The following is a 26697-nucleotide window of genomic DNA, read 5'->3' on the forward strand; positions in this document are numbered from 1 at the left end:
TAAAAGTCGCACATTATATAGGGTTTATTGCAGGTTGGGGTGGGCGCCTCGGAACCTTGTGGGAGCCGGGCTTTCCCGCGATGCAGGCACCGTGGTGTGTCAGCTATACCGAGGTGATGCTATCGCAGGCAAGCCAGCTCCCACACAAGCCAGCTCCCACACAAGCCTGCGCTCGCAGATATTGCTCAGTGCGTGCGGGCTACCGCAAACTCACTCAGCTCAACCAGGGCATCCCGGTACTCGCTGGGTGGCAGGGCTTCCAGGCACTGGATGGCACGGGCCGCATAGTCACGCGCCAACTGCGCGGTGTACTCCAGGGAACCCGAGGCTTCTACCGCTGCACGGATAGCTTCGAGGTCTTCAATCCCGCCTTTCTGGATCGCCTTGCGCACCAGAGCGGCCTGTTCCGGCGTGCCTTCGCGCATGGTGTAGATCAACGGCAAGGTCGGCTTGCCCTCGGCCAGGTCGTCACCGACGTTCTTGCCCAGGGTTTCGGCGTCGCCACGGTAGTCGAGCAGGTCGTCCACCAGTTGGAACGCCACGCCCAGGTGATCACCAAAGGTGCGCAGGGCTTCGGCCTGTTCGGTCGTTGCGCCACACAGGACGGCGGCGCTGTGGGTCGAGGCTTCGAAGAGCATCGCGGTTTTGCCGCGAATCACTTCCATGTAGGTTTCTTCAGTGGTGCTGGCGTCGCGGACCTTGGACAGCTGCAGTACTTCGCCTTCGGCGATGATGCGCGTGGCTTGTGAAAGAATCTTCATCACCGGCATCGAGCCCAGTTCGACCATCATTTCAAACGAGCGCGAATACAGGAAGTCGCCCACCAATACGCTGGGGGCATTGCCCCACATCGCATTGGCCGTCTCGCGGCCACGGCGCATGCCGGACATGTCGACCACGTCGTCATGCAGCAGGGTAGCGGTGTGCAGGAATTCGATGGTCGCGGCCAGCAGGCGCAGGTCATCGCCTTCGCGGCCCAGAGCCTTGCCACACAGCAACACTAATAAAGGTCGCAGGCGTTTACCGCCCGCCGACGTAATGTAGTCGCCAATTTTGGAGACCAGCGGCACTTTAGACGTGAGCTGCTGCTTGATGATGCCGTCGACGGCGCTAAAATCGTCCGCGACCGCGCGGTAGAAAGCTTGGGGTTGCATCAGCGACAGTCGCTCCAGAAGGGTTGCGCGGCATGCTAGGACCCTGACCCGGCAGTGTCAAGGCGCGATAGACGGCCCCTTGCATCACCCATTTACCTTGCGTACAATCGCGCACCCTGAACTTCCTGGGCAGCACCTGCCTTACGCAATTGCATTCGGGACGTCCATCCCATGCAGCCATGCCAGCCAATACCTTTTCTTATAAAGCGCTGGGTGAGCAGGATTATCGGAGAAATACCATGTCGTACGCAGTAATTGTTACTGGTGGCAAGCAATACAAGGTCGCCCCAGGTGAATACCTGAAGATCGAAAAACTGGAAGTCGCTACTGGCGAATCCGTTACCTTTGATCGCGTTCTGTTGGTCGCTAATGGCGATGACGTGAACATCGGCGCTCCAGTTGTTGCTGGCGCTACCGTTGTGGCTGAAGTGATCTCCCAAGGTCGTCACGATAAAGTCCGCATCATCAAGTTCCGTCGTCGTAAGCACCACATGAAGCGTATGGGCCACCGCCAGTGGTACACCGAGATCAAAATCACCGGTATTCAGGCTTAATTTCAGCCTAATTCCTCACTAGGAGAATTGACTCATGGCACACAAAAAAGCTGGTGGTAGTACCCGTAACGGTCGCGACTCAGAAGCCAAACGCCTTGGCGTTAAGATGTATGGCGGCCAGAAAATCATTCCGGGCAACATCATCGTGCGTCAGCGCGGCACCCAATTCCACGCCGGTTACGGTGTTGGCATGGGTAAAGATCACACCCTCTTCGCTAAAATCGAAGGCGTGATCAAGTTTGAAGTAAAAGGCGCGTTCAACCGCCGTTACGTGAGCGTTGTCGCCGCTTAATTGCGCGATCGCTGGAAAAGCCCTGTCTCGCGACGGGGCTTTTTCGTTTGTGGAGTGAGTCTCTTGCAAAGCTGTTTGTGATGGGCTCAGGCGCTGGATGTGCGGTCGTTTTCTGAGGTCGCTGCGCTCATTTTTGCAAGAGTCTTATGTCTTGGTTTCTTAAGCTCGTCCGTGCGACGAGAGGCGTTTTGTTATGAAGTTCGTTGATGAAGTTTCCATCCGAGTAAAAGCAGGCGACGGCGGTAACGGTTGCATGAGTTTCCGTCGCGAAAAATTCATCGAAAACGGTGGTCCAAACGGCGGTGACGGCGGTGACGGCGGTTCCATCTACATGATGGCCGACGAAAACCTCAACACCCTGGTCGACTACCGTTACACCCGGCACTTCGATGCCGAGCGTGGCTCCAACGGCGGCAGCACCGACTGCACCGGTAAAAAAGGCGAAGACCTGGTACTGCGCGTACCGGTCGGCACCACGATCATCGATTCCGCGACCCAGGAAGTGATTGGCGACCTGACCAAGGCCGGCCAGAAGCTGATGGTTGTGCAGGGCGGCTGGCACGGTCTGGGTAACACCCGATTCAAGTCCAGTACCAACCGCGCGCCACGCCAGACCACGCCGGGCAAGCCGGGCGAGCAGCGTGACCTGAAGCTGGAGATGAAAGTACTGGCAGACGTGGGCCTGTTGGGCTTGCCGAACGCCGGTAAAAGTACCTTCATCCGCTCGGTCTCGGCCGCCAAGCCGAAAGTCGCCGACTACCCGTTCACCACCCTGGTGCCAAACCTGGGCGTGGTCAGCGTAGACCGCTGGAAAAGCTTCGTGATCGCCGACATTCCTGGCTTGATCGAAGGTGCTTCCGACGGTGCAGGCCTTGGGATTCGCTTCCTCAAGCACTTGTCGCGCACCCGTTTGCTGCTGCACCTCGTCGACATGGCGCCGCTGGATGACACCAGCGCACCAGACGCCGCCGAAGTGATCGTCAGCGAGCTGACCAAGTTCAGCCCGGCCCTGGCCGAGCGTGACCGCTGGCTGGTACTGAACAAGTGCGACCAGATCCTCGAAGAAGAGCACGAAGAACGCGTCAAGGAGATCGTTGATCGCCTGGAGTGGGAAGGCCCGGTCTACGTGATCTCGGCCATCGCCAAAGAAGGCACCGAGCGCCTGACCCGCGACATCATGCGCTACCTCGAAGACCGTGCCGACCGCCTGGCGGCCGACCCGGTATTCAAGGCAGAACTGGCAGAACTCGACCAGCAGATCGAAGACGAAGCCCGCGCCCAGTTGCAAGCTCTGGACGACCAGCGTGCCCTGCGCCGCAGCGGCGTGAAGTCGGTCCATGACATCGGCGACGACGATTGGGACGAAGAAGACGTGGATGATGAAGACGGTCCGGAAATCATTTACGTGCGCGACTGATAGGTTGCGATAAACTCAAACGCCGCTCCCAGGAGCGGCGTTTTGGTATCCGGGTATAACGTTATGGGCCGCGCTGGGTCGCGGGGCCCTCAATCTAAGGTTGAAGATGATGCGGAGCAAAGTGACAGGTGCGCAGCGCTGGGTCGTAAAGATCGGAAGTGCGCTGCTGACGGCGGATGGCAAAGGTCTGGATCGCGCAGCGATGAGCGTCTGGGTCGAGCAGATGGTGGCCTTGCATGAGGCCGGTGTCGAGTTGGTGTTGGTCTCGTCCGGGGCCGTTGCCGCCGGGATGAGCCGCCTCGGCTGGACCGCGCGACCCAGCGCGATGCACGAACTGCAAGCCGCCGCCGCCATCGGCCAGATGGGCCTGGTGCAAGCCTGGGAATCCAGCTTTGCCGAGCATGGCCGCCATACAGCGCAGATCCTGCTGACCCACGACGACCTGTCCGACCGCAAGCGTTACCTCAACGCTCGCAGCACCCTGCGCGCACTGGTTGAGCTCAAGGTCATCCCGGTAATCAACGAGAACGACACGGTGGTCACCGACGAAATCCGCTTCGGTGATAACGACACCCTGGCCGCGCTGGTCGCCAACCTGGTGGAAGCCGACCTGCTGGTGATCCTCACCGACCGCGACGGCATGTTTGACGCTGACCCGCGTAACAACCCCGACGCCCAGCTTATCTACGAAGCCCGCGCCGATGACCCGGCGCTGGACGCCGTGGCCGGCAGTGTAGGCGGTGCATTGGGCCGTGGCGGCATGCAGACCAAACTGCGTGCGGCGCGGCTGGCCGCACGTTCCGGCGCGCACACCATCATCGTCGGTGGGCGCCTGGAGCGTGTGCTGGATCGCCTCAAGGCCGGTGAGCGCATCGGTACGCTGCTGTCGCCGGAACGCGGCATGCTGGCGGCGCGCAAACAATGGCTGGCCGGTCATCTGCAAACCCGTGGCACGCTGGTTCTGGACGACGGTGCTGTGTCAGCCTTGTCCCAGGGCAACAAGAGCCTGCTGCCGGTCGGCGTCAAGTTGGTGCAGGGCAGCTTCCGCCGTGGCGAGATGGTGGTGTGTGTGGCGCCCGATGGTCGCGAGATCGCCCGTGGCCTGGCCAACTACAGCGCCCTTGAAGCACAGAAGATTATTGGACAATCGTCCGACGCGATTGTCGGACTCTTGGGTTACATGGCCGAACCGGAACTGGTTCACCGCGATAACCTGATCCTGGTCTGAATAAAGGAAATACACGATGCGTGTCATGAAAGGATTACTCGGCCTGCTGCTGGCCATGCCGTTGCTGGCCTCGGCCGAAGAAATCGGCCAGGTGTCGACGGTGTTCAAGTTTGTCGGCCCCAACGACCGTATTGTGGTCGAGGCGTTTGATGATCCCAAGGTCGACGGCGTGACCTGCTACCTGTCGCGTGCCAAGACCGGCGGCGTCAAAGGCGGCCTGGGCCTGGCCGAAGACCGCGCTGAAGCGTCGATTGCGTGCCGTCAGGTTGGCCCGATTCACTTCAAGGGCGAGCTCAAGGATGGCGACGAAGTGTTCAAGGAGCGCACCTCGCTGGTGTTCAAGACCATGCAGGTGGTGCGCTTCCTCGACAAGAAGCGCAATACCTTGGTGTACCTGGTCTACAGCGATCGTCTGATCGAAGGCAGCCCGCAGAATGCGGTCACCGCGATTCCGATTTTGCCCTGGCCGACCGCGCAGTAACCGGCGGGCGAGTTTTTCAATCGGCGTCTATGATTGCAGGCTTGTGGTCTGTAATCTCGAACAGCCGCAACGCGAAGAACATGGGATATCTGGAGTTCGTCATGAGTGCTTTCCACGACCTGAAACTCAAAGCTTTGGACGGACAAGAGCTGCCGCTGGCGCCTTTCAAGGGGCAAGTGGTGCTGGTGGTCAACGTGGCCTCCAAATGTGGTTTGACCCCGCAATACGCCGCCCTGGAAAACCTTTACCAGCAGTATAAGGGCCAGGGATTTACCGTACTCGGCCTGCCGTGCAACCAGTTTGCAGGCCAGGAACCGGGCTCCGAGGAAGAAATCCAGGCGTTCTGCAGCCTGAACTACGGCGTGACCTTTCCGTTGGGCAGCAAGCTTGACGTCAATGGTCACGATCGCCATCAGCTGTATCGCTTGCTGGCGGGCGAGGGCGCTGAGTTTCCCGGGGATATCACCTGGAATTTCGAGAAGTTCCTGCTCGGCAAGGATGGGCGAGTACTGGCGCGATTCTCGCCGCGCACGGCGCCGGATGATCCGACGATCGTACAGGCCATCGAAAAAGCCCTGAGCTGAATCGTTCCTACACTGTGGCGAGGGAGCTTGCTCCCGCTGGGCTGCGCAGCAGCCCTAAACCCTCATCACTTTTACCCCTTAATCACCCAGATCAATAGTGCTACCCAGCACGCGGCACGGCTCATATTATCCACATCATAAATCCCTCTTATGTGGAGTGCTCCCATGCCCGTCCAGGCTTTGTTCAAACCCTTCCAGCTCGGTGCACTGCAACTGTCCACCCGTGTGGTCATGGCGCCCATGACCCGTTCGTTCTCGCCGGGTGGCGTACCCAATTCCAAGGTCATTGAGTACTACCGCCGCCGCGCCGCTGCGGGCGTGGGCCTGATCATCACCGAAGGCACGGTGGTCGGCCATCAGGCCTCCAATGGCTACCCGAACGTCCCGCACTTTTACGGTGAGGCCGCGTTGGCCGGCTGGAAGAAGGTGGTGGACGCGGTACACGCCGAAGGCGGCAAGATCGTCCCGCAGCTGTGGCACGTGGGCAGCGTGCGCCGTATCGGCACCGAGCCTGACGCCAGCGTGCCGGCCTACGGCCCGATGGAGAAACTCAAGGACGGCAACGTCGTCGTCCATGGCATGACCCAACAAGACATCAAGGACGTGATCAACGCCTTCGCCCAGGCCGCCAAGGATGCCCAGCGCATCGGCATGGATGGCGTGGAGATCCACGGCGCCCACGGCTATCTGGTCGATCAGTTCTTCTGGGAGGGCAGCAACCAGCGCACTGACGAATACGGCGGCAGCCTGGCCAACCGTTCGCGTTTTGCCATTGAATTGATCCAGGCCACCCGCGCCGCCGTCGGCCCGGACTTCCCGATCATCTTGCGCTTCTCTCAATGGAAGCAGCAGGACTACACCGCACGCCTGGTGCAAACCCCCGAGGCGCTGGGTGAGTTTCTTAAGCCGTTATCCGACGCCGGTGTGGACATTTTCCACTGCTCCACGCGTCGGTTCTGGGAACCGGAATTCGAAGGCTCCGACCTCAACCTGGCCGGCTGGACCCGCCAGCTCACCGGCAAGCCGACCATCACTGTCGGTAGTGTGGGTCTGGACGGCGAGTTCCTGCAGTTCATGGTCAACACCGACAAGGTCGCCCAACCGGCCAGCCTGGAAAAGCTGCTGGAACGTCTGAACAACGATGAGTTTGATCTGGTCGCGGTGGGCCGTGCCCTGCTGGTGGACCCGGATTGGGCCGTGAAGGTGCGCGAAGGTCGTGAGGGCGACATTCTGCCGTTCAGTCGTGAGGCGTTAACCAGCCTGGTGTAGCGTCTGCTCCGACGCCATCGCGGGCAAGCCCGGCTCCCACAGGAAAATGCGTTCCAATGTGGGAGCCGGGCTTGCCCGCGATAGCGATCTAACGGCCAACACAGGCATCAGATCAACCGCGACTCCCCTGCAATCACCGTCCGCTCGCCGCACACCCCGCGCAATTGGCGCTCAAACTGTTCGATAATCGCCGGCCAACCCTGGCGGCTCGCATGCTGACGAGCATTCAAGCGCATGCGGCGCAAACTCTCCGCATCTTCCAGCAGCCAATTGGCAGCGTCACAAAACGCGCCCTCATCCCCTGGCATCGCCAGCACGCCATTGTAGCCATGGCGAATATGCTGGGTGGCGGCCGCCTGGTCGTAAGCCACCACACCCAGGCCGGAGGCCATGGCTTCCAGCACCACATTGCCGAAAGTTTCGGTCAGGCTGGGGAACAGGAACACATCGCCGGACGCGTAATGCCGTGCCAGTTCTTCGCCGCGCAAGGTGCCGCAGAACACTGCCTCGGGCAGTTCCTTTTCCAGCGTCGCCCGTTGCGGGCCGTCGCCGACGATGATCAGTTTCATCTGGCGCAGTGGGTAGGTGTCCTGCAAGGTTTCAAAGCAGCGCTTGAGCAGCCCCAGGTTTTTTTCCTGTGCCAGTCGGCCTACATGCAGTACGGCGATTTGATCGTTATTCAGCGCCCAGCTTTCACGCAACGCGTTATCGCGTTTGGCGGGGTGGAACAACTGGCTGTCGACGCCGCGTGACAACATGCCCAGGCGCTCGAAGTGGCGACGTTCCAACTCCAGGCGCTGGCTCGCGCTGGGCACCAGGGTCAGGGTCGAGCGGTTGTGAAACCAGCGCAAGTAATGGGTCACCATGCGGCTGAGCAGGCTCAAGCCATATTGATTGGAGTACTGCTGGAAGTTGGTGTGAAACCCGCTGACCACGCTGATCCCCAGGCGCCGCGCCGCACGTAGCGCCGACAGCCCCAGCGGCCCCTCAGTGGCGATGTACAGCACGTCCGGGCGCTGGCGTGTCCAGCGCCGCAGCAACTTGTGCATCGACGACTGGCCCCATTGCAGCCCTGGGTACCCCGGCAGTGGCCAGCCGCGACACAGCAGCAATCCATCGTCGCTGGGCCGGCTTTGATCGGTGCCCTGGCGGGGGCGCACCAACTCGACCTGATGGCCGCGCGCGCGCAAACCCTCGCACAGGCGGCCAAGGGTATTGGCCACCCCATTGATCTCCGGCGGGAAGGTTTCGGTAATCAGGGTGATGTGGAGCGAGGCTGTCGTCATGACCCACAGTGTCACCGTGGGCCATGTCGTCATTGTGACTCTAGGATGATGGATTTATGACTTGGCTATCGCCTGCCGTGCCATCGCCTCGGCCCCTTGCTCACGCACCCAGAACAGCGTAGCCCCGGCCACGGCCGCCGGCATCATCAGCAGGTTGACCACCGGCACCAGCAGCACCAGATAAACAATGCCGCCAAAGCTCATGCTCTGCCAACGCTTCTGACGCAGCCAGGCGAGCATTTCGTTCCAGCCCAGCTTGTGGTTGTCCGCCGGGTAGTCGATGTACTGGATCGCCATCATCCACACACCGAACAGTAGCCACAGCGGCGCGGCGATCAGGTTGACCACCGGAATGAACGACAGGATAAACAGGCCGATGGCCCGTGGCAGGAAGTAACCCAGTTTGCGCATTTCCCGCGCCAGGGTGCGCGGGACCATGGCCATCAACTCGCCCCAGCTGAAGGCGGGGAAGTCGTCTGTGCCGCGCACCACTACCTCGACTTTCTCCGAGAGAAAACCGTTGAATGGCGCGGCGATGATATTGGCGAGCATGGTGAAGGTGAAAAACACCATCAACACCACCAGCACCACAAACAAGGGCCACAGGATGTAGCTGAGGAAACTCAGCCAGCCAGGCAGCGTCGGCATCAAAGTGTCGACCCACAGGCTGAACTGATGGCCGGCGAAATAGATCAAGCCGACGAACAGCACCAGGTTGATCGCCAACGGCAGCAGCACAAACAGGCGCAGGCCAGGGCTCAACACCAGTTTGAGGCCTTCACGCAGGTATTGCGGGCCAGAAAGAGCAGGGGCAGGCATGGAGAACTCCGAGCAAGAAGACGAACGCGCCGACCTTACCGGCTTTGCTTCTTCGGCGAAAGCGGCGACATCAGCGGTAACATCTAGGCAACCAGGGTGTCGATTAATCGCGGCGACTGCATAGAGACCACCTATGAGCTGGATTGTTATTCCGTATTTCCTTAATCTTGCCCCCCTCTATACGCTGCACCCATTATTTTCAGGGCCTGCGAGTTCAAGCCTTCCCCAAGTGCTTCGCGGTCCTTTTTTATTCCAGCTGCCTTGTGGTCCGGGCGGTCGATAGGAGTGAGTCATGTCTGATACCCGTCATTCGCGAGTGATTATTCTCGGTTCCGGCCCTGCCGGTTACAGCGCTGCCGTCTACGCTGCCCGGGCCAACCTCAAGCCGCTGCTGATTACCGGCATGCAGGCAGGCGGTCAGTTGACCACCACCACTGAAGTCGACAACTGGCCGGGCGACGTCCACGGCCTGACCGGCCCGGTGCTGATGGAGCGTATGAAAGAGCACGCCGAGCGCTTTGAAACCGAGATCGTGTTCGACCACATCAACCAAGTCGACTTCTCGAAAAAGCCTTACAGCCTGACCGGCGACAGCGGTGTCTATACCTGTGACGCGCTGATCATCGCTACCGGTGCCAGCGCCCGTTACCTGGGCCTGCCATCGGAAGAAGCGTTCATGGGCAAAGGCGTCTCCGCCTGCGCGACCTGCGACGGTTTCTTCTACCGCAACAAGCCGGTGGCTGTGGTCGGTGGCGGCAACACCGCCGTGGAAGAAGCGCTGTACCTGGCCAACATTGCCAGCACCGTGACCCTGGTTCACCGCCGCGAGACCTTCCGCGCCGAGAAGATCCTGATCGACAAACTGCACGCCCGTGTGGCTGAAGGCAAGATCATCCTCAAGCTCAACGCCACCCTGGATGAAGTCCTGGGCGACAACATGGGCGTGACCGGTGCTCGCCTGAAAAACAACGACGGCAGCTTCGACGAGCTGAAAGTCGACGGCGTGTTCATCGCCATCGGCCACACCCCGAACACCTCGCTGTTCGAAGGCGTGCTCGAAGCCAAAGATGGCTACCTGGTTGTGCAAGGCGGCCGTGAAGGCAACGCCACTGCGACCAACATCGAAGGCATCTTTGCCGCCGGTGACGTGGCTGACCACGTGTACCGCCAGGCCATCACCTCGGCCGGCGCCGGTTGCATGGCGGCCTTGGACGCTGAGCGTTACCTCGACGGTTTGAAGGACGCTGCGTTCTAAACCCGTTGAAATGAAAAAAACGGCTGAGAGGCCGGTTTTTTTATGCGCACGATTCAAGCCGCACCACAGTGCTGATGTGTCAACCCGATTCAATGTGGGAGCTGGCTTGCCTGCGATAGCGGTGGTGGCTGACACACCGCTATCGCAGGCAAGCCAGCTCCCACCTTAAACCGGGTTATCAGATTGAATCAGCGGCGGGTCAGGGGCTGTGCGGTGAACTTCACACCGGCCAAACCATGCACAATCAACGCGCGGATATTGCCGTGATCACTGCCCTCCGGCGTTGCCACCACCGAACGGTAATGCTCACCAAACGCCAGCAGCGCTTCCTGGTCGCTCAAGCCTTCCAGCAGCGCCAAGCCCAAGGTCTTGCATGAACCTTCGTTCTGACCAGCAGCATTTTCTACGCCGCCATTGGTAAAAGCCTGCGGCTGGTAGTCGTAACCGGCAGCTACAAAAGCCAGGGTGTCGGCAAAAACGTGTTCGCCGCTGTTGAGGCTGGCGCGCAGGGTGTTCAGATCAGTCATGGGGTTTTCCTTTGGCGAACGCCGCCTGTTGGTCGGCGCTGGCTTCTTGCTGGTATTGGGCTTTCCACTCGGCATACGGCATGCCGTACACCACTTCGCGGGCATCATCGAGGCTCAGCTCGATGTGGCGCTCGTCGGCCTCGGCCTTGTACCACTTGGATAAGCAGTTGCGGCAAAAGCCCGAGAGGTTCATCAGGTCGATGTTCTGCACATCCTTGCGGCTGTCCAGGTGGGCCACCAACCGGCGGAAGGCGGCGGCTTCGAGTTCGAGGCGTTGTTGATCGTTCATAAGGCTCACTTAACTATCAGCGGCTGGCTGCGAGGGTTATCGACACCGACTCGGCAAAGCGCAGCGCATGGGGCTTGTCCACTTCGACTTCGGCGTACAGCACGGACTCATTGCTCATCACCAGGTCCAGCAACTCTTGCGTCAGGCGTTCGAGCAGCGCAAAGCGATTGCCTTCGACGTGGGCAATAATCGCCTTGGTGATGGTGCGGTAATTCAGCGCGTGGTCGATGTCATTGTCGCGCACGGCTTCCTGGGCGGCATACAGGATAGTCAGGTTGATCAGCACGTCCTGCTTGTTGTTGATCTCATCTTCATTGATGCCAATAAAGGTGCGCAGGCACAGGTCCTTGACCCGGATGCGCGCCATGCCTGGTTGAAGTTGTGGCATTGCTACTTGCTCCGTCCGATCAGTTGCAGGAACTCCATACGCGTGGTGTTCGACTCGCGGAACGCGCCGAGCATCACTGAGGTGTTCATGGTTGAATTCTGTTTTTCCACGCCGCGCATCATCATGCACATGTGCTTGGCTTCAATTACCACCGCCACGCCTGCGGCTTGGGTGACCTGCTGGATAGCGTCGGCGATCTGCCGCGTGAGGTTTTCCTGGATCTGCAGGCGCCGCGCGTACATGTCGACAATGCGCGCCAGCTTCGACAGGCCCAGCACCTTGCCGGTCGGGATATAGGCCACATGGGCCTTGCCGATAAAGGGCAGCAAATGGTGCTCGCACAGCGAATACAACTCGATGTCCTTGAGGATCACCATCTCGTCGTTATCGGATGCGAACAATGCGCCGTTGACGATGGTTTCCAGGTCCTGCTCATAGCCATGACACAGGTACTGCATGGCCTTGGCGGCGCGCTTGGGGGTGTCGAGCAAGCCTTCGCGCTCCGGGTCTTCGCCCAGGCCTTTGAGGATCTCGCGGTAGTGTTGGGGCAGGGACAAGGTCATACAACATCCTCACAAACGGCTTACTTGATATGCCGCCCGCCGTTGACGGTCAGGGTGGTTCCGGTGACATACGGGTTGTCCAGCAGGTAACGCACACTCTGGTAGATCACCGCAGGCCCAGGCTCGATGCCCAGCGCTGACTTGGCCAGCACCTTGGCGCGGTACGCCGCATCATCGCCCGCGTTGAACATCACCATCGCCGGCGCGATGCCGTTGACCTTGATCAGCGGCGCAAACTGCGCAGCGAACGAAAGTGTAAGGCTGTCGAGACCGGCTTTTGTGGCGCAGTAGGCGATGTGCTGGCGGCTGCCCTTGCGCACCACGTCATCGCTGATGTGCACGATATCGGCGGGTGTCGAGCGTTGCAGCAAAGGTGAACAATGCAGGTTGATCAGATACGGCGCAAGCATGTGCACGCTGAACATGTCGGTAAAGGCGCGGCTTTCGTCGCCAGGTGTTTCGGCAACCCACGCCGACGCGTTGTGAATGATCGCACGCAGGCTGTCGGTATGGGTTTTCAGTTCGGCGATAAAGGCCAGAATCCCGGCCTCAGTGGAGAAGTCGGCAAACACGCCGAGCGCGCCACGCGCGCGCAAGGCCTCAACGCCTGGGCGTTCGCTGCGGTAGCTGAAAATCACCGCGTGGCCTTCGTCCAGCAGGCGCTCGGCACAATAAAGGCCGACACGCTGGCCGGCACCGGTGATCAGGATCGGGGCGTTGGTTACCGTCATGGGAGGCTCGAGTCGCTGGCAGGTTGAAACTATACCAGCGACCGGCCACGCCTGTACTCAAGCAGCGGCTTGGGTAGCCTTGGGCGTTGGTGTTGGATGCAACCAGCTCGCGAGCAGATGGGTCGATAGAGGAATAAAGAAGTAAACCATCAGCGGCGTGAGTGCCAGGGTACTGACCAGCACACGCGGGAACATGTCCAACTCGCTGAGCAGCGGCCCCAGGCCGAAGTTGAACAGCAGCGACACCGGGAAAAATGCCAGCCAGATCGCCACCGCCTGTTTCCAGCGCGGTGGTCGTGCACCCACGGCACCGAACCAGCCATCGATGCCACTGACGCGATGCTCGGACGGGTCGGCAAACAGTTCGCTGCCACGGCTTAGCCAGGCGCTGCGCGAGGCGGAGAACTCCCAGGCATGCAGGGTTTTTTCATCGGCGAAGCGGAAGATGATCTGAAACTCATCATCATTGGGCGGCGGCGCAAGCACGCCGGAACCCAGGTAGCCGGGGAAGTCAGTGGCCAATTGCTCGCCTTCGCGCAGCCAGGCCATCAATTCTTCATAGCGCCCTTTGGCCACGCGGCGCGCAACCATCAAGGTGACGGGAGAGGTAGACATTGTGTATCTCCAAGTAATCAGGTGCGCCAAGCCGGGTAGGTGGCGCACTAAGGTGGCGGTCGGGTAAGACCATCACCAAAAAGCAGGCAAGGATTATTCCTGTTTTGAAGAAATACGCCAGCGGCAGTGGTCCGAAAAGTAACGGCCTTGAAAAGGACAGGTAGAAAGGCGTTAAATGGGACCCCAAATAACGTTGGCTTTTTGGCTCAAAATGCCCGTGATTAATGTGCCCATTGATAGCATTTCGCAACTGGAATCAACCGTCTCAGATGAGCTGTTTCCGATCCGTGAAGTGTCAAGACTGACAGGTGTGAACCCGGTCACACTGCGAGCCTGGGAGCGGCGGTATGGCCTGATCCAGCCAACGCGCACCGAAAGCGGGCATCGGCTCTACTCCAGCGCCGATATTGTGACCGTCAATCGTATTCTCGACTGGATTGAACGCGGCGTGGCCGTGAGCAAGGTCGGTAAGATCCTCGCCCGTGACGATCAGCAGGCTGAGACCATTCGTGCCGAGGGCGATAAGGTCGACGAGAGTGAGTGGTCACAGTGGCGACTGCGGTTGCTGCAGGCAGTCAAAGCCTTTGACGATCGCCAATTGGAAAGCCTGTACGGTCAGGTTTTCGCGACTTACCCGCTGAACGTTGCGTTCCAGGACATCCTGATGCCCCTCTGGAGCGATCTGATGCGCCACCAGGGGCATTTTGGCCAGGCCAGTGAATGGCTTTTTTACGACACCTTCCTGCGCATGCGTACCTTTGAGCGCTTGCAGCTTGCCAGTGCCCCACTCGCGCCGCGGGTGTTGCTGGCGGCCATGCCTGGCGAATGCCGTAAATTGGAACTGCTGGTAGCGGCGCTGATGCTCAGTCACGAAGACACGCCGGTGAAAGTGCTGGGCATGGGCCAGCCCTTTGATGAACTGACATTGGTGTGTGAAAAGATCCGGCCCAAGGCGCTGGTGATTTTCTCCAACCATTGGCATAACCATGATCTGGCAGCGCGCCTGAACCGTCTGGCGTTGACCCTGGATTGCCCACTGTTCCTGGCCGGTGCCGCTGCGGACCTGGCCGAGGGTGATCTGGCCGGTTCGTCTATCGGCTGCCTGGGCAGCGAAGGGCGCCAGATGCAGAGCCGTTTGCAGCAGTTTCTTGCAGGCCAGTTGGATAGTTGATTTCAGGCGTGTACGTGCGGATGGACCAACCGGTGCTGATGCAGGATGAACTGGCGTAACCGTTCGATCTCATTCGCGTCACTCTGGCTCAGGCGATAAGCGAACAGACCCCGCGCGGTTTCCCGTTCCAGCGTGCCGCGCAAGGCAATACGCTCGTAACCGGACGGGCTGAACCACAGGGAAAAGGTTTTCGGCGGTTTGACCCGTCCGCGAATTTCCACCAGTACGCCCTTGAATGACACCTCATGCACCCATAGCGCGGCAGGGTTGCCCCTGACGTTTTCCATCGCCACGGGGGCTTCAAGCGCCAGGCGCCATGGACGGATCATCGGCCCATCTTCAAAAATGCTCGGCACGCCCAAGCGCAGATGCACCGCATGAAACTCGTCTTCCACCAAATGCAGCGGGAAGGTCAGTTGCTGGTTGTCGAACTGTGCCTGGATGGTGACGTGGTCGTGAGCGGCCAGGCGCGTGAGCAAATCGCGAATCTGCGCACCGCCATTAACGGTCAGGCTCGACCAGGCATCCCGCAGGTTGAGTTGCGGGTTGTGGTGCATGTCCTGGATAAAATCCAGCTCGTCCTGCGTCAATAGCGCGTCGCGTTGCATTGATGTAGCTCAAGGGTGAGGCATTAAAAAGCCATTATCGCTCTAAAGACCGCATTTTTTACACTTTGTTAATTCCGCTCGTCGCCTTGAGTGCCGCCAGCTCATCTTTAAGCTCGGCCACTTGGGCTTCCAACTGAGCGATGCGTTGCTGCGCTTTCACCTGAACCGTAACGTCTTTTTGCACACCGACAAAATACGTTTGCTTGTCGGCCTTGTTGTAAACCGTGGAAAGCGACAGCTCATTCCAGAAGTGCGTGCCGTCCTTGCGGTAATTGCGCAGTATCTCCCGGCAGGCGCCACCGCTGTCGAGGGCTTCACGAATGGCCATCAGCGCCGGTTGGTCACGGTCACCCGCCTGCAGGAAGCGGCAATCCTGATACAGGATGTCGTCCAGGGTGTAACCGGTCAAACGCTCGAACGCCGGGTTCACGTAGATCAGCGGCTTGTCCTGGCCTTCACGTTCGGCGACGACGATACCGTCGTTAGAAGCGTTGATCACCAGTTGCATCAGGTTGGCGTTGATCATTGAGCAATCCATCGCATGTTTTTAAAGCCTGAATTCTATGGCAACTTTTGAATGTTGCACGGTGTGCACTGAAATATTTGTGTCAGCTGCTAATATCCCACGCTTTCGCTCAACTACAGGATCAGATTGATGAAAGTCGCCATCCTTTCCGGCTCGGTCTACGGCACAGCTGAAGAAGTCGCCCGCCACGCCGCCGGTATCCTCAACGCCGCCGGTTTTGAAGCCTGGCACAACCCACGCGCCACCTTGGCCGACGTGCAAGCCTTTGCCCCCGAGGCATTCCTGGCGGTCACATCGACCACCGGCATGGGTGAACTGCCGGACAACCTGCAACCGCTGTATTCGACCATTCGTGACCAACTGCCAGCCGCCTGGCGCGACCTGCCCGGTGCGGTGATCGGCCTGGGCGACGCCAGCTATGGCGACACGTTCTGCGGTGGCGGCGAGCAAATGCGCGAACTGTTCGCCGAACTGGGCGTACGCGAAGTGCTGCCGATGCTGCGCCTGGACGCCAGCGAAAGCGTGACCCCGGAAGCCGACGCCGAGCCTTGGCTGGCCGAATTGGTCACGGCACTGCGCGCTTGACCGGGAATTCACGCAGCAAGGCCCGCCACGCCAGATAAAGGCAATGCCCCAGCGCAAGCTGATGCCGGTGTTCTGGCTCGTGCTGACGGGCTTGCTCAACCTGTTCGCCGTGCCTTTATTGGCGGCACTTCTCTGACACCGTTTGTACTATTCTCATGACTGACTCGCTCAGTCATCAAGCTGGCTGCCAAGGCAACTCCTTGCGTCATCGCGCCTGACTAGACTGGCTCCTCATCCAGAAAAATAATAAGAACGCGAACCAAGGAGGTTGTTGCCGTGAGCCTAGCCCCTGTTCTATCGCCACAGAATGTCAAAGACCAGGTCAGCGCTGCCGAATGGCAGACCCGCGTCGACCTCGCGGCCTGCTATCGCCTGGTGGCGCTGCATGGCTGGGACGACCTGATCTTCACGCATATTTCCGCCAAGGTGCCGGGCACCGACGATTTCCTGATCAACCCTTATGGCTTGATGTTTCATGAGATAACGGCGTCGAGCCTGGTCAAGGTTGATCAGGCCGGCAACAAGCTGATGGACAGCCCTTACGAGATCAACCCCGCCGGCTACACCATCCACAGTGCCATCCATGAAGTGCGCCACGACGTGGTCTGTGTGCTGCACACCCACACCGCCGCGGGCGTTGCGGTGTCGGCGCAGAAGCAGGGCGTGCTGCCGATCAGCCAGCAATCCACCTTCGTCTTGTCCAGTCTGGCCTATCACGCCTATGAAGGCGTGGCGCTCAACCGTGAAGAAAAAGCCCGCTTACAGGCGGACCTGAGCGACAACAATTTCCTCATGCTGCACAACCACGGTCTGTTGACCTGCGCTGGTTCGATCGCCGACACGTTTTTAATGATGTTCACCTTTCAACGCGCCTGCGACATCCAGGTGCTGGCGCAAAACGGCGGCGCCGAATTAATTGCCATTGAGCCGCAGATTCTGGCGGGTGCCAAGGCGATGGTGGCGGTTGTCACAAAGAGCGCGCAAGGTATGGGGGGTGCACTGGCGTGGCCGGCGCTGTTGCGTAAATTGGACCTGCAAGATCCCGGGTATAAAAGCTGATGCCGCTCGCCGAGATACCGCTCAGAGCCTGGCGCAAACGTGGCCAGGAATTTCTCTTCCGTGGCCACATGATCCGTTACTGGGTGGCGGGGCAGGGCGAGCCGTTGCTATTGATTCATGGCTTTCCCACCGCCAGTTGGGACTGGCACTACCTGTGGCAGCCCCTGGCCCAGCGTAACTTGGTGATTGCTTGCGACATGCTCGGGTTTGGCGATTCGGCCAAGCCGCTGAACCACGATTATTGCCTGCTGGAGCAGGCGGACCTGCAACAGGCGCTGCTCGAACACCTGCGTGTGGAGCGGCCGGTGCATGTGTTGGCCCATGACTATGGCGACAGCGTGGCCCAGGAATTACTGGCGCGCCATTACGACGGCCGCTTCCTGATGGCCAGCTGCGTGTTCCTCAATGGTGGGCTGTTTCCCGAGACCCATCGCCCGGCATTGGTGCAGAAACTCTTGCTCAGCCCACTCGGCTGGATGATCGGCCGTGCCTTTGGGCGCAACGCTTTGTCGAACAGTTTCAGCCAGATTTTCGGCCCGAACACGCGGCCCAGTGAAAGTGCACTGGATGACTTCTGGAGCTTGATCAACTGCAATGACGGCCCGCGTATCCTGCATAAGTTGATTGCCTACATTCCCCAGCGCCGCCGTCTGCGTGAACGCTGGGTGGCGGTGATGCAACGCAATGAAGTGCCGCTGCGGGTAATCGACGGCGAAGTCGATCCCATTTCCGGTGCGCATATGGTGGAGCGTTATCGCCAGTTGGTGCCCAATGCCGACTCGGTATTACTGACCAATATCGGCCACTACCCGCAGATCGAAGCGCCGGTGCTGGTGCTCAAGCATTATTTGGCGTTTCGCGAACGTATCGGTCAGCCGGCGCCGCGAGTGGCCTACTCCTGAGGCCAATCCCGGGCTGCTGCGCAGCCCAGCGGGAGCAAGCTCCCTCGCCACAACAGCCGGTTGATCATCGCGCTGTCTTATTGAGCACCATTCAGCCTCGGCCGTGTTTATTGTGACCAAAGGCTGCGTGCGTGACACTCAACCCATTGCCAATGTCGCCAACGGAGTTCGGTATGAGTGAGTCAGTGCAGTTCCAGGATAAGGTCGTGATCGTCACCGGTGCCGGCGGCGGGCTGGGCCGTGCCCATGCGCTGCTGTTTGCCAGGCACGGGGCCAAAGTGCTGGTCAACGACCTCGGCGGCTCGACCCAGGGCGAAGGCGCGAATGCCTCGGCCGCCGACCGTGTAGTGGCGGAGATTTGCGAGGCGGGCGGTACTGCCGAGGCCAACCATGACTCCGTAACCGAGGGGGACAAGATCGTCCAGCACGCACTCGACGTGTTCGGCCGTGTCGACGTGGTGGTCAACAACGCCGGCATCCTGCGCGACAAGACCTTCCACAAAATGGACGACAGTGACTGGGACCTGGTGTACCGCGTGCATGTCGAAGGTGCCTACAAAGTTACCCGCGCCGCCTGGCCGCACATGCGCGAGCAGGGTTATGGCCGCGTGATCTTTACCGCGTCCACCTCGGGCATCTATGGCAACTTCGGCCAGTCAAACTACGGCATGGCCAAGCTGGGCCTCTACGGTTTGACCCGCACCCTGGCGCTGGAAGGGCGCAAGAACAACATCCTGGTCAATGCCATCGCTCCCACCGGCGGCACGCGCATGACCGAAGGCCTGATCCCGCCACAGGTGTTCGAACGCCTCAAGCCGGAACTGGTCAGCCCGTTGGTGGTGTACCTGGGCAGCGAGGCGTGCCAGGACACCTCGGGCTTGTTTGAAGTCGGCGGCGGCTGGATCGGCAAAACCCGCTGGGAGCGCAGCCTGGGCGTGGGGTTTGACCCTGAGGCCGGGTTCTCACCCGACGATGTGGCGGCGCACTGGGCGCAGATCTGCGACTTCGAAGGCGCTGCGCACCCCAAGGACAACATCGAAGCGTTGAAAGAGATGATGGCCAATTTGCAGAAGTTCAGCCTCTGATCGTTGCTTGAACACAGTTGAATAATACGGGGCGCTAAAGGCGCCCCGTTTTATTTTGGGTATAAAAAAGGCCGCTGCAAACGCAGCGGCCGAAGTAAGACGTTGGATCAAGGAGCGACAAATCAACGTCAGTGAACAGCGGTAATAGATTGAAACATTAGGCCAATCTATTGGAATCAGACTTTTCCTGGATTTACCCAAGCGGGCCATCTGCCCTGAAAGTGCGTTAAGAATAGTCGGTTGTAACAAAATGAGTAATAGCAGTTCAGGACAAGGACTGTTGCAATTTCAGTAATGATCGCCGGTGCGCTATCCATCCTCCTGATAATCCGCCATCTGCCTAATCCATGGTGGCGCCCAAACCGCGGCCAGAGCGCCTGTTCATCCTTTCGAGCGACACCACGAATACCCCTTTGGTGCGCTTATCGCTCCCGAGGGGCGGCAGTAGGGTGGGGCCTTCTGTCACTCACCGGGGAAGACGCATGACAAAAACAACAATGCGCGCCATCTTCACGCCACAGGCGCTGGCCACGGCGGTTGCGCTGGGTTTCTGCGCCCAGGCGCAGGCTGTTTCATTCAACATCGGCGAGATCGAAGGGCAATTCGATTCCTCGCTGTCGGTCGGCGCCAGTTGGGGCATGCGCGATGCTGACAAGAAGCTGGTGGGCATTCCCAACGGCGGCACGGGGCAGGCGTCCACCGGTGATGACGGGCGGCTGAACTTCAAGAAGGGTGAGACCTTCTCCAAGATCTTCAAGGGCATTCACGACCTGGAGCTTAAGTACGGCGACAGCGGCATCTTTGTGCGCGGCAAGTACTGGTATGACTTCGAACTGCAGGACGAAAACCGCGAGTTCAAGCAAATCAGCAACAACCACCGCGACGAAGGCGCGCGCTCGTCCGGCTACGAGCTGCTGGATGCTTTTGTGTATCACAACTATTCCATCGGCGATTTGCCGGGCGCCGTGCGGGTCGGCAAACAGGTGGTGAGCTGGGGTGAAAGTACGTTTATCGGTAACTCGATCAACAGCATCAACCCCATCGACGTCTCGGCGTTCCGCCGCCCAGGCGCCGAGATCAAGGAAGGCCTGATTCCGGTCAACATGCTGTTCGCGTCCCAAAGCCTGACTAACCAGCTGTCGGTGGAAGGTTTTTACCAACTCAACTGGGAAAACACCGTGGTGGATAACTGCGGCACCTTCTTCGGTAACGATGTAGTGGCTCACGGCTGCAATGGCAACTACACGGTCGGCAGCCCGGCGATTGCGCCGTTGCAGCCGGTGGCCGCGGCGTTTGGCCAGGGCTTTCAGGTGACGCGCGAAGGCGTGGTGGTGCAGCGCGCCAACGACCGCGAAGCGCGCGATGGCGGCCAGTTCGGTGCGGCCTTGCGCTGGCTGGGCGATGACACCGAGTACGGCCTCTACTTCATGAACTACCACAGCCGCACGCCAACGGTGGGCACGATTACCGCCAACACCAACCTGGCCACCATAGGCCGCATCGTCAGCACTGCCAACGCCATCGCGCCCGGCAGTGGTTCGGGCCTGGCCCAGAGCACCATGCTCGGGCGTGGCCAGTATTACCTCGATTACCCGGAAGACATCCGCCTGTACGGTGCCAGCTTCTCCACCACCTTGCCCACCGGCACGGCCTGGACCGGCGAAATCAGCTACCGGCCGAATGCGCCGGTGCAACTCAACACCACCGACCTGACCCTGGCGCTGGTCAACCCGATTGCCGGCCAAACCGCCTCGCCGATCCGCAGTTCGTTCGGCTCGGATAACTCAGGTTACCGCCGTAAGGAAATCACCCAGATCCAGAGCACCATGACCCAATTCTTCGACCAGGTGCTGGGCGCCGAACGCCTGACATTGGTGGGCGAGGCGGCCTATGTGCACGTCGGCGGGCTGGAAGCCAAGACCAAACTGCGTTATGGCCGCGATTCGGTGTATGGCGCCTATGGTTTCGGCGGCGACACCGACGGCTTCGTCACCGCCAACTCCTGGGGTTACCGCGCCCGCGCGATCCTCGACTACAACAACGTGTTCGCCGGGGTGAACCTCAAGCCCAACCTGTCCTGGTCCCATGACGTCAGCGGCTACGGCCCCAACGGCATTTTCAACGAAGGCGCCAAGGCGATCAGCGTCGGCGTGGATGCGGACTACCGCAACACCTACACCGCGAGCCTGAGCTACACCGACTTTTTCGGCGGTGACTACAACACCCTCACCGACCGCGACTTTATCGCCCTCAGCTTCGGCGTGAACTTCTGACTTGGTTTAAGGAAGGACAACAACCTATGCGTAAGCTATTTGCAGTGATGGCCCTGAGTGTACTGGCCGCCCACGTCATGGCCGCCGTCTCGCCCGAAGAGGCCGCCAAGCTCGGCACCACCCTGACGCCGGTCGGCGCCGAGAAAGCCGGCAACGCCGACGGTTCGATCCCGGCCTGGACCGGCGGCATTCCGAAAAACGCTGGCGCGGTGGACAGCAAAGGCTTTCTGGCCGACCCGTTCGCCAATGAAAAACCGCTGTTCGTGATCACTGCCGCCACGGTCGACAAGTACAAAGACAAGCTCTCCGACGGCCAGGTGGCGATGTTCAAGCGTTACCCCGAGACCTACAAGATCCCGGTGTACCCGACCCATCGCACGGTCAACCTGCCGCCGGATATCTACGAGTCGATCAAGCGCAGCGCGCTGAACGTGCACGCGATTAACGACGGTAATGGCCTGGAAAACTTCACCGGCAACCGTTACTACGCGTTCCCGATCCCGAAAAATGGCGTGGAAGTGTTGTGGAACCACATCACCCGTTATCACGGCGGTAACCTCAAGCGCATCATCACCCAGGCCACCCCGCAAACGAATGGCAGCTACACGCCGATTCGCTTCGAAGAAGAAGTGGCGGTGCCGCAAGCCATCCCGGACATCGACCAGGCCAAGGCGGCCAACGTGCTGAGCTTCTTCAAGCAATCGGTCACGGCGCCCGCACGCCTGGCGGGCAACGTGCTGCTGGTGCATGAAACCCTCGACCAGGTGAAGGAGCCGCGTCTGGCCTGGATCTACAATGCCGGCCAACGCCGCGTGCGCCGTGCACCGCAAGTCTCGTATGACGGCCCGGGCACCGCCTCCGATGGCCTGCGCACCACCGACAATTTCGACATGTTCTCCGGCGCGCCTGACCGCTACGACTGGAAACTGGTCGGCAAAAAAGAGATGTACATCCCCTACAACAGCTACAAGCTCGATTCGCCGACCCTCAAGTACGACGACATCATCAAGGCCGGGCACATCAACCAGGACCTCACCCGCTACGAGCTGCACCGCGTGTGGGAAGTGGTCGGCACGGTCAAGCCGAGCGAGCGGCACATCTACGCCAAGCGCCACATGTACATTGACGAAGACAGCTGGCAGGTCGCGCTGGTGGACCACTACGACGGGCGAGGCCAACTGTGGCGCGTTGCTGAAGGCCATGCGCAGTTCTATTACGACCACCAAGTGCCGGCCTACACCGTGGAAACCCTGTACGACATCATTGCCGGGCGCTACATCGCGCTCGGCATGAAGAATGAGGAAAAGCGCAGTTTCGTGTTCGGCTTCGCGGCCAAGGCGGCGGATTACACGCCAGCAGCGCTGCGGTCCGAGGGCGTTCGCTGACTCAGATATAAAATATGGGAGCGAGCTTGTGTGGGAGCTGGCTTGCCTGCGATAGCATCACCTCGGTATGCCTGTCAGACCGAGGTGTCTGCATCGCAGGCAAGCCAGCTCCCACATAAGCCAGCTCCCACAGTTGTCTGCATTCTGCCTTTAATTAATGCCCTTCAATCACCCTGCTGAATACTTCTTCAACAACCGCCAACCACAGGACTAGGGTGGCGTCAGGTTGCATAACAATAAAAACGCAGGATGCAGCAATGACCGCCATGACCCGCTGCCTGGACCGTCCTGGATTCATGCCACGGCTGTCCGCCCATCACCTGTTACGCCCGCAATTGACCGAGCCGTTGCTCGCAGCAACCGTGAGGGTGAAGTTGCTGTGCGCGCCGGGTGGCAGTGGCAAAAGCGCGTTACTGGCCGAGTGTGCCTTGCAGGCGCCCAAGGGTTGCCAGGTCTATTGGCTGCCACTCAATGGTGCGGCTTTGAGCCCCGATGAGTTGTGCCAACGCTTGGCGCACAACCTGGGGCTGGCGTTTGTCGATGAAGCTACCTTGTTGCTTGACCTCAGCCGCTGGCAGCCCACGGCGTGGTTGTTCCTGGATGATTACTGCCGCCTGCCCGCGCCCGAGCTGGATGCTTTGCTCGACCGCCTGCTCAGTGTCGCCAGCCCGGCGCTGACCTGGTGGCTGGGCGCGCGGCGGCGACCGGCATGCAACTGGCCGCGGTTGTTGCTCGACGATGAACTGTTGGTGTGCAGCGAGCTGAACTTCAGCCCGGCGCAAGTCCAGCAACTGCTCGGCGGCGGGCAAAGCTTCGACAGCGTGATGCAGTTCAGCGGCGGTTGGTGCGCCGGTGTACGCATTGCCTTGCTCGGTGATGGTCACCCGGACAAAACCTTGCTCGACTACCTGCAACACGAACTGCTGCGCACCTTGCCGGTCGAGTTGGCTGAGGCCTGGCGGGTATTGGCGCACCTGCCGCGCTTCAACCCGGGCCTGTGTGAGCACCTGTTCGGCGCTGGCGACGGCGCCCACTACCTGCGGGAGTTGCAGGCATTGGGCGCCTTTATCCAGCCCTGGGAAGACACCACCGATTGGCTGCAGGTCTTTGCGCCGCTCGCACGCTTGCTGCGCGATGAGCCCTGGCCGGCCAAGCGCGCCTGGCATCGGCGTGCCTGCCAATGGTTTACCGCCGAGTGCGATTGGCAAGCCGCGTTTGAACAGGCCTTGCTGGCCGAAGCGTTTGAGATGGCGGTGAGCCTGTTGCAACACTTCAGTTTTGAAGACTTGTTCCGTCAGCAGAATGCGCAGCTGTTGCTGCGTCTGCATGAGCAACATGGCGATGAATTGATGCTTGGCTCCGCACAACTGGTGGGGCTGGTGACGGCCGCATTGTTGTTCGCCGGGCGCTTTGAGCAAGCCGGTGTGTGCATCGACCAGCTTGCCCGGTTTGCACCACAGCCGACGGCGGCGAAACAGCGGCATTTACTGGCGCGCTGGCAGGCGCAATGGGGCTGGTTGTTGCACCTCAATGGAGATGCCGAGCGCTCCCGCGAGCATTTTCTGGAGGCTTTGCAAGCGTTGCCCGACAGCGCCTGGACTTCCCGGCTGATGTGCCTTTCGGGCCTGACCCAGCAAGCCTTGCTGCGCGGCGAGCTGGACGTGGGCCAAGCCTTGAACCGCGAAGCGCTGTGCCTGGCGCGTGCCCATGGTTCATTGGTGCTGGAAGCGCTGCTGGAACTGGATCATGCGCAATTGCTGGAGCAACGCGGTGCACCGTATCGGGCGCAAAGCCTGCTGGAAAATGTGCAGGCGATGCTGGCGCGCCAGCGCCTCAAGGCGGGGCCACTGGTAGGGCGCATCGCCCTGCGGCGCGGGCATCTGGCGTTGCGCCAAGGCCAGGACACGCTCGCCGGTGAATGTTTCGAGAGCGGTTTGAGCCTGTGCCTGCACAGTCAGGACAAGCGCGTGCTCTATGGGTTTCTCGGCCTGGCGTTGCTGGCGGCCAACCATGGCGATTACGCCCAGGCGTTTGCCCAGCTGCGCGAAGCGGAGCGCTTGATGCAGCAACGCCATGTGCCGGACTCGGTATACCGCGCGGTGCTGCTGTTGGTCAGTGGGCACTTCTGGTTGCAACAGGGCCGTGCCGAACTGACCGTGGAAGCAGTGCGCCGGGTGCTGCGCCACTTCCGTGGGCCACAGGCCCGGCAAGCACCGCCGGCTACGCTGGAACTGATTCCACGGCTGGAGTACTTGCTGGTGCTGGCCGAGGTGAAGCTGGGTGTGGCCGTTCAGCCCATGGAGCGCCTGTATGCCTTGCTCGACACCACCCAACAACGCGGCATGCTCTGCCTGGAAACCGAGCTGCACCTGGTGCTGGGAGAAGTGGCCTGGCAGTTGGGCGACTCAGCCGTGGCCCGGCGCGCCCTGCAAACCGGGCTGGAGCTGGCGCAACGCTGCCAGGTGCAGCAGGCGATTCGCGAGCTGCGTTTGCGTGCGCCGGGGCTATTGATTGAGCTGGGTCTGGAAACCCCGGCGGCGCCCAGTGGCGTGGTGGAAAACCCGCTGAGCCAACGCGAACTGGAAGTGCTGCAGCTGATCGCCCAAGGCAACTCCAACCTGGAAATCGCCGACCGGCTGTTTATCTCGCTGCACACCGTCAAGACTCACGCGCGGCGTATCCACAGCAAGCTCGGCGTGGAGCGACGCACCCAAGCGGTGGCCAAGGCCAAGACATTGGGCTTGATGGTCTAGGCGCAGAACGCCTGGCGGTATTCCCCGGGCGTGGCGCCCATGGCCTGGCGAAAACGGTGGGTAAAGTGGCTGGCGCTGGAGAAGCCACACCGCCACGCAATCTCGCCAAGGGGCAGGGCGCCGCCACGCAACAGGGCTTGCGCACGCGCCAGGCGACGTGCCAACAGGTACTGGTGGGGCGGCAGGCCGAAGCTTTGGCGGAACATTCGCGCAAAATGGTATTCCGACAGCGCGCACAGGCCGGCCAGTTGCCCGAGGCTGATCGGGTCTTCCAGGTGGTGGTCGATAAACTCCACCAACAGCCGCCGCTGATGCGCCGCCAACCCGCCCTTCAAACGCAGGCCATCGCGTGCGCCGACTTGGCTGAGCAAGGTGTGGCTGAGCATTTCATGGGCCAGACTGCTGGTCAGCAGGCGCTCGGCGGGCTCCTGCCAGTTGAGGGCGATCAGTTGGTGAAAGCGTTGGGCCTGGCTGGCGTCTTCGAGGAAGGTGCTTTCGCGCAGTTGCAGTTCCCGCGGTTCGCGATCGAGCAACGTGACGCAGCCGAGGGCAAATTGCTCGGGACTGAAATACACGTGGGCCAGGCGGATCTCACCGTTGATCACCCAAGCCGACTGGTGCTCGGCGGGCAGTATGCAGAGTTTATCCGGGCCGCCCTTGGTGCCAGGCTGATCGCGCCGAAACGTGCCGGTGCCGCCGCCGATGTAGCAGGACAAGGTGTGATGGGTCGGCGCCTGGTAGTCCTGCGAGTCGTGATGGTTGCTCCACAAGGCCGCAGACAAGCCGTCACCGAGCTCGGCGCAGGCTTCCAGGCGTGCGTTGGGCGAGCGGTTAAGGGCTTGAAAGACTTGCAGGGATTCCAGATCTGGCATGGTTGTGCTCTCCGACGCCTTGCATC

Annotated in this window: 28 protein-coding genes; 16 read left to right on the forward strand and 12 right to left on the reverse strand. The window is 60.5% G+C overall.

The features are described from left to right. Window positions 1-185: 185 nt before the first annotated feature. Window positions 186-1154, reverse strand: coding sequence for a polyprenyl synthetase family protein (locus GIW28_RS05650; RefSeq protein ID WP_099549439.1), 969 nt, complete (start codon window positions 1152-1154; stop codon window positions 186-188). Between the two features lie 239 nt (window positions 1155-1393). Here GIW28_RS05650 and rplU point away from each other — a divergent pair, with 239 nt between their 5' ends. From rplU to GIW28_RS05685, 7 genes are all read left to right on the forward strand, one after another. Continuing rightward, window positions 1394-1708 (forward strand): 50S ribosomal protein L21, encoded by a 315-nt coding sequence (gene rplU, locus GIW28_RS05655; RefSeq protein ID WP_007950961.1) that lies wholly within the window; start codon window positions 1394-1396, stop codon window positions 1706-1708. A gap of 34 nt (window positions 1709-1742) precedes the next feature. Further along, complete coding sequence (gene rpmA, locus GIW28_RS05660; RefSeq protein ID WP_003176049.1) at window positions 1743-2000, forward strand: 50S ribosomal protein L27; 258 nt, start codon at window positions 1743-1745, stop codon at window positions 1998-2000. Between the two features lie 193 nt (window positions 2001-2193). Next, a complete protein-coding gene (gene cgtA, locus GIW28_RS05665) occupies window positions 2194-3417 on the forward strand; it encodes an Obg family GTPase CgtA (RefSeq protein WP_016976186.1) in 1224 nt (407 codons plus the stop codon). Between the two features lie 109 nt (window positions 3418-3526). Then, complete coding sequence (gene proB, locus GIW28_RS05670; RefSeq protein ID WP_026013771.1) at window positions 3527-4645, forward strand: glutamate 5-kinase; 1119 nt, start codon at window positions 3527-3529, stop codon at window positions 4643-4645. Between the two features lie 16 nt (window positions 4646-4661). Next, window positions 4662-5126, forward strand: coding sequence for a CreA family protein (locus GIW28_RS05675; protein ID WP_017137940.1), 465 nt, complete (start codon window positions 4662-4664; stop codon window positions 5124-5126). Window positions 5127-5227: 101 nt separating this feature from the next. Then, window positions 5228-5710 (forward strand): glutathione peroxidase, encoded by a 483-nt coding sequence (locus GIW28_RS05680; protein WP_017137939.1) that lies wholly within the window; start codon window positions 5228-5230, stop codon window positions 5708-5710. A 165-nt stretch (window positions 5711-5875) separates the two neighbouring features. Continuing rightward, window positions 5876-6979, forward strand: coding sequence for an NADH:flavin oxidoreductase (locus GIW28_RS05685; RefSeq protein WP_017137938.1), 1104 nt, complete (start codon window positions 5876-5878; stop codon window positions 6977-6979). 107 nt (window positions 6980-7086) lie between these two features. Here GIW28_RS05685 and GIW28_RS05690 read toward each other — a convergent pair whose 3' ends face one another. After that, complete coding sequence (locus GIW28_RS05690) at window positions 7087-8265, reverse strand: glycosyltransferase family 4 protein (protein WP_138453820.1); 1179 nt, start codon at window positions 8263-8265, stop codon at window positions 7087-7089. 54 nt (window positions 8266-8319) lie between these two features. Next, window positions 8320-9084, reverse strand: coding sequence for a sulfate transporter CysZ (gene cysZ / locus GIW28_RS05695; protein WP_017137936.1), 765 nt, complete (start codon window positions 9082-9084; stop codon window positions 8320-8322). Between the two features lie 292 nt (window positions 9085-9376). Here cysZ and trxB point away from each other — a divergent pair, with 292 nt between their 5' ends. Beyond that, complete coding sequence (gene trxB / locus GIW28_RS05700) at window positions 9377-10339, forward strand: thioredoxin-disulfide reductase (protein ID WP_017137935.1); 963 nt, start codon at window positions 9377-9379, stop codon at window positions 10337-10339. Between the two features lie 188 nt (window positions 10340-10527). Here the strand turns inward: trxB and GIW28_RS05705 are convergent, their stop codons facing one another. From GIW28_RS05705 to GIW28_RS05730, 6 genes are read right to left on the reverse strand one after another with little or no spacing between them, the layout of a single operon-like run. Further along, the gene (locus GIW28_RS05705) at window positions 10528-10866 is read right to left on the reverse strand and encodes a HopJ type III effector protein (RefSeq protein ID WP_099549441.1); all 339 of its coding nucleotides are present in this window, start codon (window positions 10864-10866) and stop codon (window positions 10528-10530) included. Then, window positions 10859-11155 carry a DUF1244 domain-containing protein gene (locus tag GIW28_RS05710; RefSeq protein WP_017135092.1) on the reverse strand — a complete coding sequence of 99 codons (297 nt, stop codon included), beginning with the start codon at window positions 11153-11155 and terminating at the stop codon, window positions 10859-10861. The genes GIW28_RS05705 and GIW28_RS05710 overlap by 8 nt, the downstream gene beginning before the upstream one ends. Window positions 11156-11171: 16 nt before the next feature. After that, a complete protein-coding gene (gene folX / locus GIW28_RS05715; protein ID WP_017135091.1) occupies window positions 11172-11543 on the reverse strand; it encodes a dihydroneopterin triphosphate 2'-epimerase in 372 nt (123 codons plus the stop codon). A gap of 2 nt (window positions 11544-11545) precedes the next feature. After that, on the reverse strand, window positions 11546-12106 hold the full coding sequence (gene folE, locus GIW28_RS05720) for a GTP cyclohydrolase I FolE (protein ID WP_017135090.1): 561 nt from the start codon (window positions 12104-12106) through the stop codon (window positions 11546-11548). Window positions 12107-12126: 20 nt separating this feature from the next. Further along, on the reverse strand, window positions 12127-12837 hold the full coding sequence (folM, locus tag GIW28_RS05725) for a dihydromonapterin reductase (RefSeq protein ID WP_099549443.1): 711 nt from the start codon (window positions 12835-12837) through the stop codon (window positions 12127-12129). 57 nt (window positions 12838-12894) lie between these two features. Next, the gene (locus GIW28_RS05730) at window positions 12895-13452 is read right to left on the reverse strand and encodes an antibiotic biosynthesis monooxygenase (RefSeq protein WP_099549444.1); all 558 of its coding nucleotides are present in this window, start codon (window positions 13450-13452) and stop codon (window positions 12895-12897) included. Window positions 13453-13663: 211 nt separating this feature from the next. Between GIW28_RS05730 and GIW28_RS05735 the strand changes: the two genes are divergently transcribed. After that, entirely contained in the window at window positions 13664-14623 is a 960-nt protein-coding gene (locus GIW28_RS05735) for a MerR family transcriptional regulator (RefSeq protein WP_176992544.1), read from the forward strand. Window positions 14624-14625: 2 nt separating this feature from the next. Here GIW28_RS05735 and GIW28_RS05740 read toward each other — a convergent pair whose 3' ends face one another. Together GIW28_RS05740 and GIW28_RS05745 are read right to left on the reverse strand one after the other, a co-directional pair. Then, complete coding sequence (locus GIW28_RS05740) at window positions 14626-15231, reverse strand: hypothetical protein (RefSeq protein ID WP_236445878.1); 606 nt, start codon at window positions 15229-15231, stop codon at window positions 14626-14628. A 58-nt stretch (window positions 15232-15289) separates the two neighbouring features. Beyond that, window positions 15290-15757 (reverse strand): PAS domain-containing protein, encoded by a 468-nt coding sequence (locus tag GIW28_RS05745; RefSeq protein WP_017135085.1) that lies wholly within the window; start codon window positions 15755-15757, stop codon window positions 15290-15292. 129 nt (window positions 15758-15886) lie between these two features. Between GIW28_RS05745 and GIW28_RS05750 the strand changes: the two genes are divergently transcribed. The 7 genes from GIW28_RS05750 (at window position 15887) to GIW28_RS05780 (ending at window position 25799) form a co-directional block, all read left to right on the forward strand. Beyond that, window positions 15887-16342: a flavodoxin gene (locus GIW28_RS05750; protein WP_099549446.1), complete on the forward strand. Its 456-nt coding sequence runs from the start codon at window positions 15887-15889 to the stop codon at window positions 16340-16342. A gap of 276 nt (window positions 16343-16618) precedes the next feature. After that, complete coding sequence (locus tag GIW28_RS05755; protein WP_169988439.1) at window positions 16619-17401, forward strand: class II aldolase/adducin family protein; 783 nt, start codon at window positions 16619-16621, stop codon at window positions 17399-17401. Beyond that, window positions 17401-18303, forward strand: coding sequence for an alpha/beta fold hydrolase (locus tag GIW28_RS05760; protein WP_169988437.1), 903 nt, complete (start codon window positions 17401-17403; stop codon window positions 18301-18303). Before GIW28_RS05755 ends, GIW28_RS05760 begins: the two co-directional genes overlap by 1 nt. 173 nt (window positions 18304-18476) lie before the next feature. Then, a complete protein-coding gene (locus GIW28_RS05765) occupies window positions 18477-19388 on the forward strand; it encodes an SDR family oxidoreductase (RefSeq protein ID WP_236445880.1) in 912 nt (303 codons plus the stop codon). Between the two features lie 482 nt (window positions 19389-19870). Next, window positions 19871-21661 (forward strand): DUF1302 domain-containing protein, encoded by a 1791-nt coding sequence (locus GIW28_RS05770; protein ID WP_099549448.1) that lies wholly within the window; start codon window positions 19871-19873, stop codon window positions 21659-21661. Window positions 21662-21687: 26 nt separating this feature from the next. Further along, window positions 21688-23046 (forward strand): DUF1329 domain-containing protein, encoded by a 1359-nt coding sequence (locus GIW28_RS05775; protein WP_017135078.1) that lies wholly within the window; start codon window positions 21688-21690, stop codon window positions 23044-23046. Window positions 23047-23303: 257 nt separating this feature from the next. Continuing rightward, window positions 23304-25799: a LuxR C-terminal-related transcriptional regulator gene (locus GIW28_RS05780; RefSeq protein WP_170040516.1), complete on the forward strand. Its 2496-nt coding sequence runs from the start codon at window positions 23304-23306 to the stop codon at window positions 25797-25799. Here the strand turns inward: GIW28_RS05780 and GIW28_RS05785 are convergent. After that, window positions 25796-26671 (reverse strand): helix-turn-helix domain-containing protein, encoded by an 876-nt coding sequence (locus tag GIW28_RS05785; protein ID WP_017135076.1) that lies wholly within the window; start codon window positions 26669-26671, stop codon window positions 25796-25798. The genes GIW28_RS05780 and GIW28_RS05785 overlap by 4 nt on opposite strands. Between the last annotated feature and the right edge of the window lie 26 nt (window positions 26672-26697).

The sequence above is a fragment of the Pseudomonas sp. PA-5-4B genome (genome assembly GCF_021606215.1).
Lineage (GTDB): Bacteria > Pseudomonadota > Gammaproteobacteria > Pseudomonadales > Pseudomonadaceae > Aquipseudomonas > Aquipseudomonas edaphica.